This window comes from Mesobacillus boroniphilus, assembly GCF_018424685.1.
Lineage (GTDB): Bacteria > Bacillota > Bacilli > Bacillales > Cytobacillaceae > Mesobacillus > Mesobacillus boroniphilus_A.
The window spans coordinates 104073-121560 of record NZ_QTKX01000002.1; the positions used below are offsets into that span (position 1 = coordinate 104073).

Sequence of the window (17488 nt, forward strand, 5' to 3'; positions counted from 1 at the left end):
TTCTACTGTTTTTGACGGATTTTTAAATACAGATATCTTGATATGAAAACCATCACAGCGTTGAATCCTAAATTCCACAGCTTGTTCAATCGTAATTTCAAGAGGCCTGCCCACTCCAGAATGATATCCATACCGATGAATCCGATGAACATCGTAAATCTTGGCAGCAATCCGTGTTTTGAGGAGTTTTTAACCAGGCAAATAGTCCGGAATAAACTATAAAGCGGAGCAATGATATAATGCTCACGCCATGAGTGATAAGCACCTCTCCCAAACCGAACCTTCCTGCCAACCGCAGCTATATATAGCAAGGTAACACCAATTACTTCAGTTGATAGGTATTGGGCAAGCACAAGAGCCCATTTTTTTTTCGCAATCAGCGCTTTGTAAAACCAATCGCTGACATAAAAATAAATGTTCATGAAAAATACAGTGTAGTAAGGCTTCCACCAATACGCTTTATATAATTTTAAATGCAGGAAGTACCGTTCAATCCCATAATAAATCAGCGTGCTGCCGAGTTTCCAGTACCGATTCTTCTGGTGCAAAGTCAGTAGGGTTGCGGAAATGGGAACATATAACGCTTGGGAAAAAATAGCTCCAAGAATTTGGTCATGGGCACGTTTTTTAAGGATATATGGTTTATATGAATATCCTTTGAACAAATTAAGGACTGGGTACTCAAATAAATATGCCATCCCTATATTGGAGAGCAGGAGGATCCATATATTCTTTTGTCGGCTACGTATCGCGAATATGAAAAAAAGCAAGATATGAACCACTGCCAGCAGCAGAAAGGGAATGGAGTTCTTTTTAACGAGCTTGTTTTTTCTCATGACCACTCCACCTTTCAAGGATGTAGTTATAATGTTCGCTTATTCTTTGAAATTATTTACTTAGAATGCTTCTGTAAACTTTTATCATGACGACTGTAAAGACACATGATAATATGGAGTAGGTGCAAAATAAAAATGTTAAAATTAACAATTATAGGGAAACTAATTGTATCGCTGCAATGATTTAGGAGGGTTATATGAAAAAGACACAGGAGATTTCAGAAAAAAAGCTGCTCGGGATTGCCGGGCTTGGCTGGATGTTCGATGCGATGGATGTAGGGATCTTGTCCTTTATCATCGCCGCATTGCAGGTCGACTGGAATTTAACGGGCAAGGAAATGGGCTGGATCGGCAGTGTGAACTCTATTGGAATGGCTGTCGGTGCTTTTGTATTTGGCTTGCTTGCTGACCGTATCGGTCGGAAAAATGTTTTTATTATTACGTTATTGCTTTTCTCTATCGGAAGCGGGATTTCCGCAATGGCAACAACTTTGTCATTCTTTTTATTGCTAAGATTTTTTATTGGAATGGGCCTTGGCGGAGAGTTGCCGGTAGCGTCTACTCTTGTTTCGGAGAGTGTGCCTGCTGAGAAGCGGGGGCGTGTCGTTGTTCTCCTCGAAAGCTTTTGGGCTGCAGGCTGGCTTGTCGCAGCATTGATCTCATACTTCGTCATCCCGAAATTCGGCTGGCAAATGGCGTTAATCCTTAGTGCCCTGCCGGCATTTTATGCGCTGTACCTTCGTATCAACCTGCCGGATTCGCCTCGGTACCTGGCAGTCGCAAAGAAGGAAAGGCTGACGATGAAAGAGAGCATCGCTGAGGTCTGGTCCAAGGAACACGTCAAGAAAACAGCGATGCTTTGGATTCTTTGGTTCAGTATCGTCTTCTCCTATTACGGTATGTTCCTCTGGCTGCCAAGCGTAATGGTCATGAAGGGCTTTACGTTGATCAAGAGCTTTCAATACGTATTGATCATGACCCTGGCCCAGCTTCCTGGATATTTCACCGCAGCGTGGCTGATTGAAAGAGCAGGCAGGAAGTTCGTGCTCGTTGTCTATTTAATAGGAACTGCCCTCAGCGCTTATTTTTTTGGAACGGCAGACTCGCTTGCATTGCTGATCACGGCTGGCATCCTTCTGTCATTCTTCAATCTTGGTGCCTGGGGCGCGTTATACGCTTATACGCCAGAACAATATCCAACAACAATCCGTGGCTCGGGAGCCGGAATGGCCGCATCGTTTGGGCGGATTGGCGGGATTATCGGACCGCTGATGGTTCCATACTTATCAGCGCAAAATCTTTCGATCACCACTATATTCACGATTTTCTGCATAGCCATCCTGATCGGTGCTGCCGCTGTCTTCTTCTGGGGTACGGAAACAAAGCAGAAAGAGCTTGCGTAATGAAAAAGTTCGCCTCTCAAAGGGCGAACTTTTTTCGTCTTCATTATGCTTTTACATATTTGAACACATTCACTAAGAAAAGTACGCCTCCGAGAACGATGACTAGAGATCCAAGGATGGCAAAGACGGTGAAAATGACACCCCCTATCAACATGGAAAAGGTGATCCCGCCCTGCATGACAGGCACCCCGATGTTATGCAGCCAGAAATGCGTAGAGGCTAGCTTGCTGTTCCCGGCTTTCGGAAAAAGATAATAAATCGTCCCGAACAGTGCCATTGATACCCAGCCAAGCAGATTTAAATGGGCATGCACCGAGGTCAGCGTGAAATCATGTGCAATCCCCATAACAATCCCTAGAATAATAGCAAAGACAAAATACACCGCAGCGACCTTGAAAAATCGTATGCTCAATCTTATTCCTCCCTCCTGAATAGTTCTTTTAGATTATATAAAATTTCTGAAAATTCATAACAAATTTCCTAACTCAATGAGGTGGGAATTTTTTCGCCAGATAATAATATTGAAATAATAATAAGTTCAACATGACACAAAAATATCACCTTTGGTTTTGTCATTTATTCGGAAATTCATGATATAATAGTGCAAACGTTTGTACAACTTCTGAAAGGGAGATTAAGCTATGAAAAGATTATTTGGGATTGATAGCTGGAAAATCGTCGAAACGGACTTGCATAAAGAGGATTTCCGCCTTGCAGAAAGCATCATGAGCCTCGGAAATGGCCACATGGGCATGCGCGGAAACTTTGAAGAAACATATACTGGAGACTTCCATCGCGGCTCATATATTGCTGGCGTCTGGTTTCCGGACAAAACGCGTGTAGGCTGGTGGAAAAATGGCTATCCGCACTATTTTGGCAAGGTCATTAACTCAACGAACTTTATCGGCATCAAAGTAATTGTTGATGGAGAGGAACTCGATCTTCACAAAGCAGAAGTTAAGGGTTACTACCGTGAGCTTGATATGCAGCATGGTGTCTTGATAAGGAAATTTACAGTAATCCAGGACGGTAAGGAAACAGAAGTGGAGGCAGTCCGGTTCCTATCGGTTGCTGATAAAGAACTGGCTGCTATTAAGTATTCAGTTACTGCTAAGAATTATAATGGAAACGTTACCTTTGTTCCTTATCTTGATGGTGACGTGCGCAATGAAGATTCTAACTATGATGAGGACTTCTGGTATGAAGTGAGCAGGGATGCCTCAGAATATAATGGCAGCCTTGTTATGAAAACGAAAGACAATCCATTCGGAACTCCGACTTTCCAGGTAGCGACAACTATGCAAGCGGTTGTCGAAGGGAATGTGGCTAAGGTCGAAGTCAATGAAAAAGAAGAATACGTTGAAAATGTAATCGAAGTTAAGGCTGAGCAGGAACAAACTGTAACCCTTTATAAATATGTCGCTGTAACGACAGACCGTGATTACGAAACTGGCGAACTAGTTTCAAAGGGCAAGGAAGTACTTGCGCGCTCTGTTGAAAAAGGTTTTGAACAGCTGTTAGAAGAGCACAGAACTGGCTGGCTGAGCCGATGGGAAATTGCGGATGTGGAAATAGCTGGCGATGACTCTGCACAGCAGGGAATCCGTTTCAATCTGTTCCAGTTGTTCTCCACTTACTATGGTGAAGATTCCCGTCTTAATATCGGGCCTAAAGGCTTCACAGGCGAAAAGTACGGCGGTGCGACTTACTGGGATACTGAAGCATACGCAATCCCGCTTTACCTTTCGACGGCAGAGTCCGAAGTTGCCCGCAATCTGTTGATATATCGCCACAACCAGCTTGATGGCGCCTACCATAATGCGAAGCAGCAGGGATTGAATGGTGCACTTTACCCAATGGTTACTTTTACTGGCGTCGAATGCCACAATGAGTGGGAAATCACGTTTGAAGAGATCCACCGTAACGGCGCAATTGCTTACGCGATTTATAACTATGTAAACTACACTGGAGATAAAGATTATCTTCATGAATACGGAATTGACGTGCTTGCTGGCATCTCTCGTTTCTGGGCAGATCGCGTCCACTTCAATAAGTCCAAAAATGTTTATATGATGCACGGTGTAACAGGACCTAACGAATACGAAAACAATGTTAACAACAACTGGTACACGAACCGTATCGCTGTCTGGACACTGCGCTACACGCTTGAAGTCATTGAATTCCTTAAGCAGAACGGCCATGAGGCGCGCCTTACAGGCCTTGAGTTCTCTGATGACGAGCTTGCGAAATGGCAGGACATTATTGAAAAAATGTACTTCCCGTTTGATGAAGAAAAAGCTGTGTTCGTCCAGCACGATACATTTCTTGATAAAGATTTGATGACAGTTGATGAACTTGCAGCAGAAGATCGTCCGATCAATCAGAACTGGTCATGGGATAAAATCCTGCGCAGCTGCTTCATCAAGCAGGCGGATGTCCTGCAAGGGTTATATTTCTTCAACCATGAATTCACGGAAGAAGAGAAGCGCCGCAACTTTGAATTCTATGAGCCAATGACAGTTCATGAATCATCCCTGTCCCCGAGCGTTCACGCAGTCCTTGCTGCAGAGCTTGGCATGGAAGAAAAAGCGTATGAAATGTACAACCGCACGGCGCGCCTTGACCTTGATAACTACAACAACGATACAGAAGACGGCCTGCACATCACAAGCATGACAGGTGCATGGCTGGCGATCGTACAGGGCTTCGCTGGCATGCGTACGGCTGAAGGCACACTATCATTTGCGCCATTCATCCCTAAAGCATGGAACCAGTACAGCTTCAACATAATCTACCGCGATCACTACATCAAGGTAGAAGTGAACCAGGAAGACGTCGTCCTCACACAGCAAGGCCCAGAACTTGCTATGAAGCTTTACGGCGAGGAAGTCACAATTCCTGCAGATGGCGAGCTTTCTGTTAAGTTGAAATAAGGTGATGAGAGACTTTTGGGGAAACCTGAAGGTCTCTCTCATTGGGAGAGGTTTTATAGACATTTCGGAGAGCTGGAAGGCTAGAAATGTCTAAGAAGAGGACTTTAATAGACATTTTGGAGATCGGGAAGGTTAGAAATGTCTAAGAAGTAGACTTTAATAGACATTTCGGAGAGCTGGAAGGCTAGAAATGTCTAAGAAGAGGACTTTAATAGACATTTTGGAGAGCTGGAAGGCTAGAAATGTCTAAGAAGAGGACTTTAATAGACATTTTGGAGATCGGGAAGGTTAGAAATGTCTAAGAAGTAGACTTTAATAGACATTTCGGAGAGCTGGAAGGCTAGAAATGTCTAAGAAGAGGACTTTAATAGACATTTTGGAGAGCTGGAAGGCTAGAAATGTCTAAGAAGAGGACTTTAATAGACATTTTGGAGATCGGGAAGGTTAGAAATGTCTAAGAAGTAGACTTTAATAGACATTTCGGAGAGCTGGAAGGCTAGAAATGTCTAAGAAGAGGACTTTAATAGACATTTTGGAGAGTTGGAAGGTTTGAAATGTCTAAGAAATAGTCTTTAATAGACATTTCGGAGAGCTGGAAGGCTAGAAATGTCTAAGAAAAGGACTTTAATAGACATTTCGGAGAGCTGGAAGGCTAGAAATGTCTAACAAATACCCAAATGTGCTTCCTGAAGGTGCATGAATCATTCATGAAAGGAGTTTGACGATGACTAGACCACTTAAAGCATTTATTTTTGACCTTGATGGCGTCATTACTGATACAGCCGAATATCATTTTTTAGCGTGGAAGGCGCTGGCTGAGGATTTGGGCATTACTTTTACCCGTGAGGATAACGAGGAACTGAAGGGCGTTTCCCGGATGGATTCCCTCGAGAAAATCTTAGCGCTGGGCGGGCGCACGGGGGATTTTACAGCCGAAGAAAAAGAAGCATTGGCAGAGAAGAAAAATGAGCACTACCTGACGCTGATCCAGAACATAACACCAGCTGATCTTTTGCCAGCGATTAAAGAGCTGATTATGGATATTAAAGCAAAGGGACTAAAGCTGGGACTGGCATCGGCAAGCAAGAACGCGTTCACCGTGATGGAGTCACTTGGAATGAAATCCGAGTTCGATATCATCGTTGACGCAAAGTCTGTCGTCAACGGCAAGCCGCACCCGGAAGTTTTCCTGCGCGCGGCTGAAATGCTTGGTGTTGAGCCTGAAGCATGCATCGGTGTTGAGGATGCTGCGGCAGGCGTACAGGCAATCAAGGCAGCTGGCATGTTTGCTGTTGCCGTAGGACCAAAGGCGAGCTTCGAGAATGCTGATATTGTTTATGCCAGCACGGCTGAGCTATCGTTGGAAAAGATAGTAGTAGTATATAATGCATAAATAGATAGAACCCGGTCGCGGATGTGCGGCCGGGTTTTTACTATTTTGGGTTGAAAGAGAGATTATCCAGGTTATGTGAGAGATTATGGGTTCCTATTGAGAGAATATTGTTTTTTATTGAGAGGTTATAGAGTTTCACCAAGAGATAATGAGAGTTTATCGAGAGATTCTTATAAAAAAAACGATCACTCTGGGAGTGACCGCTTCAATTCGTGGTAAAAAACATCTGGATCATCGACATTGAGTACAATCCTGGTTGCTTTTCGCTTCAAACCATAAATGAGATGCACATCCTGGGGCTCGTGAAGCAGGATTTCAAACAATGGCTTCTCCTGGATCAAGTCAGGAACTCTTGCGTCATAGAGCTCTGCTCCTTCTTTCCGGCTGAACTTCTCCGGACCTTCATAGTGTTTGATTTCCTTAATGTTGCTTAAGGGCACGTGCATCGACTTCGAGAATCCTGTTTGCAGCAACAAATGCTCCGTAGTGAGCAGGAACGGTGTCAGGCGGGTGGCCTGCATTTCAGCAAGGATGAACAGGATTCCGTAAATGTTCAAGAACAGCAGGATATAAGAAACAATTGGGTTCCAGCTATGCAGGAAATAGTGCAGACCAATCGATTCTAACGCAATTGCATGGATGATCATGATATAAACAGCGTTCACGCTTGTTTTTTTATGGTAGGTAAAAGCTTGCCCGTGTTCAATTTGGGATTTCTTTTTCCATGAAAAGAGTGCATAGTGAAACATCGAAAATTCAGTAACAAAAATTTTAATCGCATTATTGTTCGGAAGATTCGTTTCGACAGCTTTTCTGATGTTGAACTGGAAAAAGGAATTCTGTCCAGCTAACTTTTTATATTCCCTCAGCAGTTTTGGCAGCCTTGTGATGATGGTGTAGGCAATATATAGTTCAAACAGCAGGAATGCGCCTTCCGAAACCATTAAGAGATAGGGAAGGAAGGGATAATCGGATAAATGCTGTTGTGGGATGATGAAGTAAGCTGCGGCAAACCCAGCAAATATGACGATCCCCATATACTTAAGGGAATACCTTTTACGAATGATCAGTAAGTACGTCATGAGGGGCAAGATGATTATTAGGTCCAGCAAGGAACCGATGACGGCGCCCTCCGGGACAGGTCCGAACATGGTTGTTCGGTAAAGGATGTAATTCGTTAGCAGTATCAAAGAGGCTAAAACTGCATAAAGCAGTAATCTTGGCTTTTTCACGACTGTATTTGTCATTATTATCCACCTCACTTATATTATAGCTGAATTCATAGTGCTAAAGTAGTGATTTAGGGTTGTTCGACAAAACTAGTGTTTGTAGAAATATTGGAAAAACTTCGAATGGATTAATTAAGGAATTTGACGTAATCGATGTAAGCAATAAACCGGGATTACCACACCTTTAAAAAGGGAAACATGCTATTAGGATACTTTTAGAAAAGGACGGTGGATCGGTATGTACGACTGCCTTATAGTTGGAGGCGGGATTGCGGGGCTCCAGGCGGCGATTCAGCTTGGGCGTTACAATCATCATGTGATGGTTCTTGATGCGGGGGATGGGCGCTCGTCAATTTGTCAGAGCTACCATAATATCCTTGGCTATCCAGATGGGGTAAGCGGCCCGGAGCTAAGGGAAATAGGCCGTCAGCAGGCTGCACAATATGGTGTGGAATTCGTGATTGGCAAGGCTGATCATGCACAAAAGGCGGAAAATGGGTTCGAAGTCAATGCTGAGTGCGGTGACAAATACAAGGCGAAGACATTGCTTTTGGCCACGGGTGTCATGGACAGAATTCCACCTTTTCCAGAGCTGATGCCAACGCTTGGAATCAGTGTGTATATCTGTCCGGATTGCGATGGCCATGAAGTGAAGGACAAGTCCACAATCGTGATGGGATCAGGTAACCCAGGCGCGAACATGGCACTGACCTTGCATTATTTTACTGATAAACTCACGTATGTTAATCACGAACAAAAAGAAGTGGATGAGGAAAAAATAGCAGCAATGAAGGAAAAGGGCATAAAGTATGTTGAGGGACCGATTGAAAAGGTTCTGGCAGACGGGCCTGACTTCAGGGGAGTTGTACTCGCAAACGGTGAGGAGCTGACTTCAGAACGCGGTTTCATGGCTTTTGGAGGAAATGAAGTGAAATCTCAGCTCGCACAGCAGCTTGGCGTCGATCTTCATAAAAACAAGCATGTTTTAGTCGATCCGCGGACAAAAATGACAAATGTCGAGAACGTCTGGGCCGCAGGTGATCTTGTCGCCCATTCCGAGCAAACGACAATTGCCATGGGAGACGGTATGCAGGCCAGCATCTGGATCCATAAGACACTTTTAGCAGATAAGAGTTAGTGATTGTGGTTATTCCACGTTCGCAGGGTTTTATTCCCCGTTGTGAGCAATATAATCCCCGTTGGACAAAATGAAAGCCGCCACTCAATCTGGAGTGGCGGCTATTGTTAGTCAATATCGACTTTTTTCAGCGGCAGTTCGGCTGGGCCTTCAAGGACATCTCCTTTATAAGAGAAGCGTGAGCCGTGGCATGGGCAGTCCCATGAGCGTTCACCGTTGTTCCATTCCAGCTCGCAGCCCATATGGGTACAGGTAGTGTCGACGACGTGCAGTTGGCCATTTTCATCGCGGTAGGCACCGGCACGCTTGCCATTAACTGTAACGGTAGCACCTTCATCGTTTTCAAGTGAGGTAGTCTGGGTTGATGGGCGTTCCAGCTTTCCTTTTACGAGCATCTGGGCAACATGGGTATTGGTGGATACAAATTTCTTCAGCTCAGGGTCTGCGTTAAACCTTTGCGGATCAAACACTTCCTTGTAAGGGGTGTCCTTCTTCAGGATTTGGTCGCTTAACATGATTGCGGCATTGATGCCGTTGGACATGCCCCATTTCCTGTATCCGGTCGCGACAAAAATGTTGTCGGTGCTGGCAGAATACGGGCCTACGAATGGGACCTTATCGAAAGGAATAGGATCTTGTGCAGACCATCTGAACGGAATCTCCTTGACGCCAAACGTCTTGTTTGCGAATGCTTCTAGTGCTTCGTAATATTGGTGCGTATTCGTTTTATGGCCTACAGCATGGCTGTCACCGCCAAACAGGACGATTTTTTCACCGTTCCAATCAGTGTAACGGAGCGAGCGGGTAGGCTGCTCGGCATTGATGAACATGCCTCCTGGGAATTCCTTCTCCGTTTTTACTGCCAGCACATAGGACCGCTCTGGCTTCATCCTTGAAAAATAGAATCCTTTCAAGTCATAAAAAGGAAAGTGCGTGCTAACGATCATCTGATTGCAGCGCACCTTATGCCCGTCACGGGTTGTGACGACTGGCTCAGAGCCTTCCTCCATATCCACAGCGGTTGTGTTCTCGTAAATCTGGCCGCCCATTTCGGTAAAACGCTCAACCAGATGCTTTAAAAATTTTAGTGGATGGAACTGTGCCTGGTTCCGCATTACGATCGCAGCTTTTGCCTCGACTGGAATCGGCACCTCTGAGACATACTCACTGCCATTGACGCCAAGTTTTTCATAAGCCTTGAATTCCTTCAGCAGCATTTCCATTTCTTGTTCAGAGTTGGTATAGATGTATGCATCCTCTTCCGAAAAACCACAGTCAATCTGTTGTTCTTTTGCGATATTTTTAACAAACTGGACCGCATCATAATTGGCCTGGTAATAAAGGCGGGCTTTTTCCTCTCCAAAGTGGCTGATCAGCTCATCATAAATCAAGCCGTGCTGCGCGGTCACTTTGGCCGTAGTATGGCCAGTAGTTCCATTCAGGATGGATCCTGCTTCAATTACAGCGACTTTTACACCTGCTTTTGCCAGAAGAAAAGCAGAAGTCAAACCGGTGATCCCGCCGCCAACGACAGCGACATCGACCTTCAAATCCTCCTGAAGCTTTGGAAAAGTAGGGAGTTCAGACGTTTTAAGCCAGTATGGTTCAGGGAATTGAGGCAGTTTTGAATTGTAATTGTTCATTAACAATCCTCCTTAAAAAACTTCATAATAACTAATTTTTCCTGTTTTGATAAAAAACATGCTTTTTTCTTTTACCCGCTTAGAAAAGGAATAGACAAGTTTTTGCCAAATTGAGCGGATTGTCTAAGAATGAGGTTAGTGCGTGGTAAAATGGAAGCATCACAGAATGGAGGGCCAATATGGAGATAACAGTTGTCGGTACAGGCTATGTTGGCCTTGTTACGGGAGTATGTTTCGCAGAAGTTGGGTACAATGTGACCTGTTTTGATATAGATGTAAATAAAATCGGCAGGCTTGCCGAAGGGAGATGCCCGATTTATGAGCCAGGCCTTGAGGAGATGCTGCAAAAGAATTTGGCAGAGGGCAGGCTTCATTTTACCTCTGACTCAAAAGCAGTCTGCTCAAAGTCGGATTATATTTTTATTACTGTCGGTACGCCGGAAAATGAAGATGGGTCGGCAAATCTTGAATATTTGGAGGCTGCAGTTGCTGACATCGGTGCCAATTTGTGCAAAGATGCTGTAATTGTCATCAAAAGCACCGTGCCAGTAGGTACAAATGAACGAATTTATAAAATGCTGCAGGATATCATTCACTGCGACGTCCAGGTAAAAGTCATCTCGAATCCCGAATTCCTGCGTGAAGGATCGGGAATTCGGGATACGTTCCATGCTGACCGGATTGTCATTGGCGCAGATGATTACGAGGCTGGACGAGCGGTGGCGCGGCTGTATGAACCCTTTGAGCGGCCAGTTGTGCAGACAGATATCCGCAGTGCGGAGCTCATCAAATATGCTTCCAACGCATTTTTGGCAACGAAAATCAGCTTTATCAATGAAATCGCCAACCTTTGTGAGCACACCGGCGCCAATATCGAGGACGTGGCTAAGGGTATGGGCATGGACCAGCGGATCGGCAGCCAGTTTTTAAAAGCAGGAATTGGATATGGAGGTTCCTGCTTCCCGAAGGATACGAAGGCGCTTGAAAAAATGACAGAGGACTATGGTTACGATTTTAAAATCCTGCGGTCCGTGATCGAGGTGAACAGCAGGCAAAAGCAGCAGCTGTTTTACAAAGCGAAGGAGATGCTCGGGAGCCTCAGAGGGAAAAGAGTAGCAGTACTGGGCTCGGCATTCAAGCCGCATACCGATGATATCCGTGAAGCACCGTCAATCGAGCTGATTGCCCAGCTGATTGAAGAACAGGCCGATATTTCTGTCTATGACCCTGCTGCAACTGAAAAAGTGGAGGAGCTATTCGGCAGCCGACTATATTACGCGGAGACTGTGGACGCGGCAATTAAAGGTGCGGATATAGTCTTCATCATGACTGAGTGGCCGGAAATCACTCAATATGATTTAGCACGTTTCCGTCTATTCATGCGCGAACCAGTTATTTTTGACGGAAGGAATTGCTATAGCTTGGTCGAGGCGGAGTCAGCTGGCTTAACGTATGTTTCTGTCGGGAGGATGTCGGTTAACGTGAATTCATATATCGATTGTCTGGAACTTTAAAATTAAAGTGGCTGGGAAAACAAACGACCATTCTTTCTTCTTCATTCGGTTCATGTAAACTTAAAGACATTTGAAAGGATCACCATCTCGCTGAGGATGGTGATCCTTTCATTTAGAAAAAATTTTGCCTGTAAAATTTTTAATTATCAAAGCTTATATCGGCAAACAAAACATGTGCAATCGCAACTTTGCCTGAGATATATGAAAATGAACTGTGTACTAATATCTATTATATATAGCCTTTTCTATTTCCTCGAAAGACCAAACCTCTCCATAAAACTATTTTAAGATACAGATAATAATTTGAATATAAATAATTTTTTGAAAATTATTGACAACCTAATGTATTCACGTTAAATTTAGTGTTAAATCCAAGACGTTAAATATTGACTGCGGTAAAATAACGTTATATTTACGTTGTGTTAAATCTAAAAGGATTAGGAGGGGTGCACCTTTTTGTAATCGTTTCCATTCATGGTCTTTTGAAAGCAGAACGAAAGGAAATGCACGTATCCACTACGCTCATAGTGATTACTTTAGCGGCTTGATCGTGGTTAAATAAGCAATTCTGTCTTTTAAAGAAAGAGGGAAAGCAATTCCCTGAATCAGCTATAGATAATTTGGTGAATCATGAAAACATATAACATATATTTAGAAATGCGTATATTTTAAGTGATAAAAATTATTCATCAAGAAGGGTGGGTTCAATGAACGACTCAATTCAATTCTTAATTTCCGGTTTAACAATTGGCAGCATTTATGCCATTGTGGCACTTGGCTTTGTCACCATTTACAGTGTCACAAAAGTTATTAATCTAGCACAGGGTGAGTTTGTCATGCTCGGTGGAATGACATTCTTTTCTCTTCTTAAACTAGGAATTCCTTACTTCATTGCGTTTTTATTGACAATCGTCATAGTGATGGCGATCGGATGGCTGTTTGAATGGGCAGTTATCCGAAAAGCTAAGGGTGCTGACCCGCTCAGCTTAATCATTTTGACGATAGGCACTGCCATATTTATCCGTGGAATCGCAGGTGTTATATGGGGGAAGAACTCTGTGAAGGTTGAACCTTTTACAAATAATGAACCTCTCAATGTGCTGGGTGCTTCCATTACACCTCAAAGTGTCTGGGTTATGGTTTTTATGCTTCTTGTTGTCATGGTCCTCTACTTCTTGATTGAAAAAACGATGCTCGGGAAAGCATTCCGTGCCTGTTCTGTTAATCCGGCTGCTGCGAGGCTAATGGCCATCAGTCCGAGAAAAATGTCTTCCTTATCCTTTGCTTTGAGTGCTGGTCTTGGTGCAATCGCCGGCCTGGTCATTGCACCGATCATGTTCCCTTCCTATGATATGGGAATCATGCTTGGGATCAAAGGATTTTCGGCTAGTATATTAGGCGGTTTAGGAAGCGCTCCCGGTGCGGTTATTGGCGGCCTGTTGTTAGGTGTAATTGAATCATTAGGGGCTGGATATATCAGCTCAGGAATTAAAGATGCGATTTCCTTCGGTGTAGTCCTGATGATTTTATTGATCCGGCCTTTTGGATTGCTGGGAGAAAAGAATGTTGGGAAAGGGGGGCTGTAATCGTGCGTAAAGGTGTCCAGTCATTCAGCTGGAAAGGGATTGCAGTTTTTTCAATTTTAATCATATTGCTTCCATTCATTTTTTCATCTTCCTTCTATATCACGAAAGCTACATTTGCAGGAATCTATACGATCGTTGCCGTCGGATTGGGATTATTGATGGGGTTTGCCGGCCAGATTTCCCTTGGTCAGGCTGCATTCTATGGAATTGGAGCTTATTCAACTGCAATATTAACGACAACTTATGGTCTTAACCCATGGATGACTCTTGTTATTTCTCTGGCAGCTCCTGCCCTGCTGGCCTACTTGCTCGGCCATACGATGGCAAGGCTTCACGGCTATTATTTGGCTATGGCGACACTGGCATTTGGGATCGTGATCCATGTTCTTTTAACAGAATGGAAGTCGGTCACAAAAGGGGCTTCAGGATTTTTTGGTATCCCAAAGATTGAACTTTTCGGTTTTACATTCCGGCAGGGATTATCCTATTACTATTTAGTTTGGGCCTGTGCCTTGATTGTCATCCTCATATCTCTTAATATCATCCACTCTCGAATAGGCCGTGCCTTAAGGTCAATACATGACAGCGAAGTAGCGTCAAGTGCCATGGGAGTTGATACGGGAAAGTACAAGATGCAGGTTTTTATCATTAGCTCTATGTTTGCAGGGCTGGCAGGCTGGCTTTTTGCCCATATGTCATACAGCATCTCTCCGGGATCCTTCGGGTTGAATGGTTCAATCCTATTTTTGACGATGGTCGTTTTAGGAGGAGCTACAAGTATCTGGGGTGCTGTCTGCGGTGCGCTTTTAATTTCGGCAATCAGTATAGTTGTCCACACTGCGGGCTCCCATGTTTCGTTTATAACCAGTGATTTTGAACAAGTACTCTATGGATTTATCATGATGCTTATTGTTATTTTTCTTCCACAAGGCCTGGTTCCTGCCTTTAGTTCAAAGTTGAAAAAAATAACACAGAGTTCTGTCAGGACAAATAAAATCCCAACGATAGGAACGGTGAAGGGGGATCAAAATGTCTAGCTTGCTGCAGGTGAAAAATGTGACGAAGCGGTTTGGCGGAGTGGTCGCCAATCGTAATGTCTCGTTCACAATCGACGAAAAAGATATAACTGGATTGATTGGGCCTAACGGAGCAGGGAAGAGTACATTATTCAATATGGTTTCAGCTGTTTTTCCCCCGTCAGAAGGAGAGATTTGGTTTGAAAATCACAAAATAGATTCGCTGCCTTCCCATAAAATCGCGCCAATGGGTATTTCCCGTACATTTCAAAACTTGCAGGTGTTCAAGAAAATGACGGTCATCGAAAATGTAATGGTAGGTTTGCATACCAGGACTACCTCTAGTTTGGCAGCGGCTGCATTTCGATTCCCCCGCTCCAGAAAAGAGGAGAAATTCATTTACGAAAACGCTATGGAAGTAGTCAACTTCGTTGGCCTGGAAGACATCCTGGAAGTAGATGCAGGCAATCTGCCATTGGGAAAACTGAGATTGCTTGAATTAGCTCGTGCACTCGCGACAAAACCGAAGCTCCTGCTGTTGGATGAAATCGCTGCGGGTTTGAATCACCAGGAAACTCTCGAAATGAGTGACCTTATTTTAAAAATAAGAGATCAAGGGGTTTCAATTTTTGTCGTCGAGCATGATATGGATTTAGTCATGAAAATATGCGACAAAATCATTGTCCTTGACCAGGGCGAGAAAATCGCGGAAGGGACTCCAAAAGCGGTGCAGAACAATCAGCGTGTCATAGAAGCTTATCTTGGCGCAAGTGACGAGGAGGAGCTGACAGTATGACTTCTAGTATTTTAGAAATTAAGGACGTTTCTTATAGCTACGGCCCAATCAAGGCTTTGGACCATATTAGTTTTGAAGTGAATAAAGGTGAAATCGTCGCCTTGCTTGGAGCTAATGGAGCGGGAAAAACGACAGTGCTGAAAAATATCTCAGGCCTTCTTAAGCCAACGGCCGGTCAAATCTTTTTTGAAAATGAAGAGATCACCAGGCTAGAAGCTGAAAAAATAGTTGAAAAACGCCTGATCCTTGTTCCAGAACATAGGCAGGTATTCAGCACATTAAGTGTGATTGATAATTTGTATTTAGGTGCCTTCCATCATTACAAAAAATCTGGCAAAAAAGAAATTGAACAGGATATTGAAAAGGTTTTTGGATTGTTTCCGATTTTAAAAGAACGTAAGGATCAGCTGGGCGGAACGCTTTCAGGGGGACAGCAGCAGATGCTGGCGATAGCAAGGGCGATCATGTCCAAGCCAGAGTTGTTATTGCTGGATGAGCCTTCGCTTGGGCTGGCCCCATTAATTGTTAAAGAGGTTTTAAATTATGTAAAGCAGCTGCGTGATGAATTCGAGGTTACTGTATTGCTGATCGAACAAAATGTGAGCGCTTCCCTTAAAATTGCCGACCGTGGATATGTGATGTCACACGGCAGCATCATTAAACAGGGAGATTCTATAAACCTGCTGAATGATCCTGAAATAAAAGAAGCCTTCCTGGGCCATACCGTTTCGTAAATTATTGGATTAAACGCTTCTTCAGCGTTTGTGAGAAAAATATTTTTATAACTTGAGGGGGAATTTGTTTGAAAAAGTTGCTTGCTGGGATGATGGTAGTAGCACTGGCGGCTGGGCTGGCAGCATGCAGTTCGGAGGCAGATGGAGAAGGAAAAAAAGAAGTTTACAAGATTGGCGCGATTTATTCAAAAACAGGGCCTGGAAGTCCACTCGGGGAACCGGAGTGGAATGCGACAGAATTACTGGAAAAGCAAATTAATGACGAGGGTGGAATCAACGGCGTACCTGTAGACATTATATTGGCAGATGATGAATCAACTCCCGAAAAAGCAACAGAAGAAATGAACCGCTTGATAAACGATGAAAAGGTATTAGCTGTACTGGGGTCGACGACAAGCGGAGCGAGCTTAGCCATGAAAGGGATCGCCATGGACAGTGAAGTCCCATTGATTTCAGCGGGTGCAGCTGTAGGTATTGTTTCGCCTGCTGAGGAATCAAAATGGGTATTCAAAACTCCGCATTCAGATGCACATGCAGTTGAGCGGGTCTATATGTACCTGAAAGAAGAAGGACTGACGAATGTCGCCATTTTAGCGGATTCAAATGCATTTGGTGCCAGCGGGGTTGAGCAGCTTGAAGCATTAAAAGGTGATTATGGTATAAAAATTGTTGCAAATGAATCTTACAACACAGACGACGCAGACATGAAAACACAATTAACGAAAATCAAGAGCTCGGGCGCTGAAGCAGTCATTGTCTGGGGAACGAACCCGGGACCTGCAATTGCGGCTAAAAATATGAAAGAGCTTGGGATGAATATTCCATATATCGGCAGTCACGGAATTGCGAATCAATCATTCATCGACTTAGCAGGCGATGCTGCGGAGGGTGTGATTATCCCAACCGGCAAACTTTTATTCCCAACACAGATTCCAAACGATGATCCACAATATAAGATCATTTCAAGCTTCTATGATAGCTATAAGGATGAATATGGAGAAGAGCCAACAAACTTTGGTTCATATGGGTATGATAACATCATGCTGGTGGTCGAGGCTTTAAAATCTGGAGCAAAAGACCAGGAAGCAATTCGTGATTATCTTGAAAATAAGGTCAAAGATTATGTAGGTGCAACAGGTATCTTCACATTCAGTCCCAAGGACCATAATGGCTTGAAGGCAGATAGTATGGTTTTGGCTGAAGTAGTGGATGGAAAGTGGATGTTTAAAAAGTAATCTAAATAGCAAAAGGGCTGGCATCCGCTTTG

Annotated in this window: 14 protein-coding genes; 10 read left to right on the forward strand and 4 right to left on the reverse strand. The window is 43.9% G+C overall.

Annotated elements, in window-relative coordinates; all coding sequences use genetic code 11:
* Positions 1-2: 2 nt before the first annotated feature.
* Positions 3-836: a hypothetical protein gene (locus DYI25_RS13585; RefSeq protein ID WP_213369787.1), complete on the reverse strand. Its 834-nt coding sequence runs from the start codon at positions 834-836 to the stop codon at positions 3-5.
* A gap of 197 nt (positions 837-1033) precedes the next feature.
* Here DYI25_RS13585 and DYI25_RS13590 point away from each other — a divergent pair, with 197 nt between their 5' ends.
* The gene (locus DYI25_RS13590) at positions 1034-2239 is read left to right on the forward strand and encodes an MFS transporter (RefSeq protein WP_213369788.1); all 1206 of its coding nucleotides are present in this window, start codon (positions 1034-1036) and stop codon (positions 2237-2239) included.
* A 43-nt stretch (positions 2240-2282) separates the two neighbouring features.
* Here DYI25_RS13590 and DYI25_RS13595 read toward each other — a convergent pair whose 3' ends face one another.
* Positions 2283-2651 carry a cytochrome-c oxidase gene (locus DYI25_RS13595; protein ID WP_213369790.1) on the reverse strand — a complete coding sequence of 123 codons (369 nt, stop codon included), beginning with the start codon at positions 2649-2651 and terminating at the stop codon, positions 2283-2285.
* Between the two features lie 229 nt (positions 2652-2880).
* Between DYI25_RS13595 and DYI25_RS13600 the strand changes: the two genes are divergently transcribed.
* A complete protein-coding gene (locus DYI25_RS13600) occupies positions 2881-5172 on the forward strand; it encodes a glycoside hydrolase family 65 protein (protein WP_213369792.1) in 2292 nt (763 codons plus the stop codon).
* A 724-nt stretch (positions 5173-5896) separates the two neighbouring features.
* Complete coding sequence (gene pgmB, locus DYI25_RS13605) at positions 5897-6565, forward strand: beta-phosphoglucomutase (RefSeq protein WP_213369794.1); 669 nt, start codon at positions 5897-5899, stop codon at positions 6563-6565.
* A gap of 185 nt (positions 6566-6750) precedes the next feature.
* Here pgmB and DYI25_RS13610 read toward each other — a convergent pair whose 3' ends face one another.
* The gene (locus DYI25_RS13610; protein WP_213369796.1) at positions 6751-7812 is read right to left on the reverse strand and encodes a hypothetical protein; all 1062 of its coding nucleotides are present in this window, start codon (positions 7810-7812) and stop codon (positions 6751-6753) included.
* A gap of 220 nt (positions 7813-8032) precedes the next feature.
* Here DYI25_RS13610 and DYI25_RS13615 point away from each other — a divergent pair, with 220 nt between their 5' ends.
* A complete protein-coding gene (locus tag DYI25_RS13615; RefSeq protein WP_213369798.1) occupies positions 8033-8932 on the forward strand; it encodes an NAD(P)/FAD-dependent oxidoreductase in 900 nt (299 codons plus the stop codon).
* A 107-nt stretch (positions 8933-9039) separates the two neighbouring features.
* Here the strand turns inward: DYI25_RS13615 and DYI25_RS13620 are convergent, their stop codons facing one another.
* Positions 9040-10575, reverse strand: coding sequence for an FAD-dependent oxidoreductase (locus tag DYI25_RS13620; RefSeq protein ID WP_213369800.1), 1536 nt, complete (start codon positions 10573-10575; stop codon positions 9040-9042).
* Between the two features lie 179 nt (positions 10576-10754).
* On the opposite strand from DYI25_RS13620, the gene DYI25_RS13625 reads away from it, so the two are divergent.
* The 6 genes from DYI25_RS13625 (at position 10755) to DYI25_RS13650 (ending at position 17456) form a co-directional block, all read left to right on the forward strand.
* On the forward strand, positions 10755-12089 hold the full coding sequence (locus tag DYI25_RS13625) for a UDP-glucose dehydrogenase family protein (RefSeq protein ID WP_213369802.1): 1335 nt from the start codon (positions 10755-10757) through the stop codon (positions 12087-12089).
* Positions 12090-12796: 707 nt separating this feature from the next.
* Positions 12797-13675, forward strand: a complete 879-nt coding sequence (locus tag DYI25_RS13630) for a branched-chain amino acid ABC transporter permease (protein ID WP_213369804.1) — start codon at positions 12797-12799, stop codon at positions 13673-13675.
* Positions 13676-13677: 2 nt separating this feature from the next.
* Positions 13678-14712: a branched-chain amino acid ABC transporter permease gene (locus tag DYI25_RS13635; RefSeq protein ID WP_342032521.1), complete on the forward strand. Its 1035-nt coding sequence runs from the start codon at positions 13678-13680 to the stop codon at positions 14710-14712.
* Entirely contained in the window at positions 14705-15487 is a 783-nt protein-coding gene (locus DYI25_RS13640; protein ID WP_213369806.1) for an ABC transporter ATP-binding protein, read from the forward strand. The genes DYI25_RS13635 and DYI25_RS13640 overlap by 8 nt, the downstream gene beginning before the upstream one ends.
* Positions 15484-16221, forward strand: coding sequence for an ABC transporter ATP-binding protein (locus DYI25_RS13645; RefSeq protein ID WP_213369809.1), 738 nt, complete (start codon positions 15484-15486; stop codon positions 16219-16221). Before DYI25_RS13640 ends, DYI25_RS13645 begins: the two co-directional genes overlap by 4 nt.
* A gap of 68 nt (positions 16222-16289) precedes the next feature.
* Positions 16290-17456 (forward strand): ABC transporter substrate-binding protein, encoded by a 1167-nt coding sequence (locus DYI25_RS13650; RefSeq protein WP_249745449.1) that lies wholly within the window; start codon positions 16290-16292, stop codon positions 17454-17456.
* Positions 17457-17488: the final 32 nt, after the last annotated feature.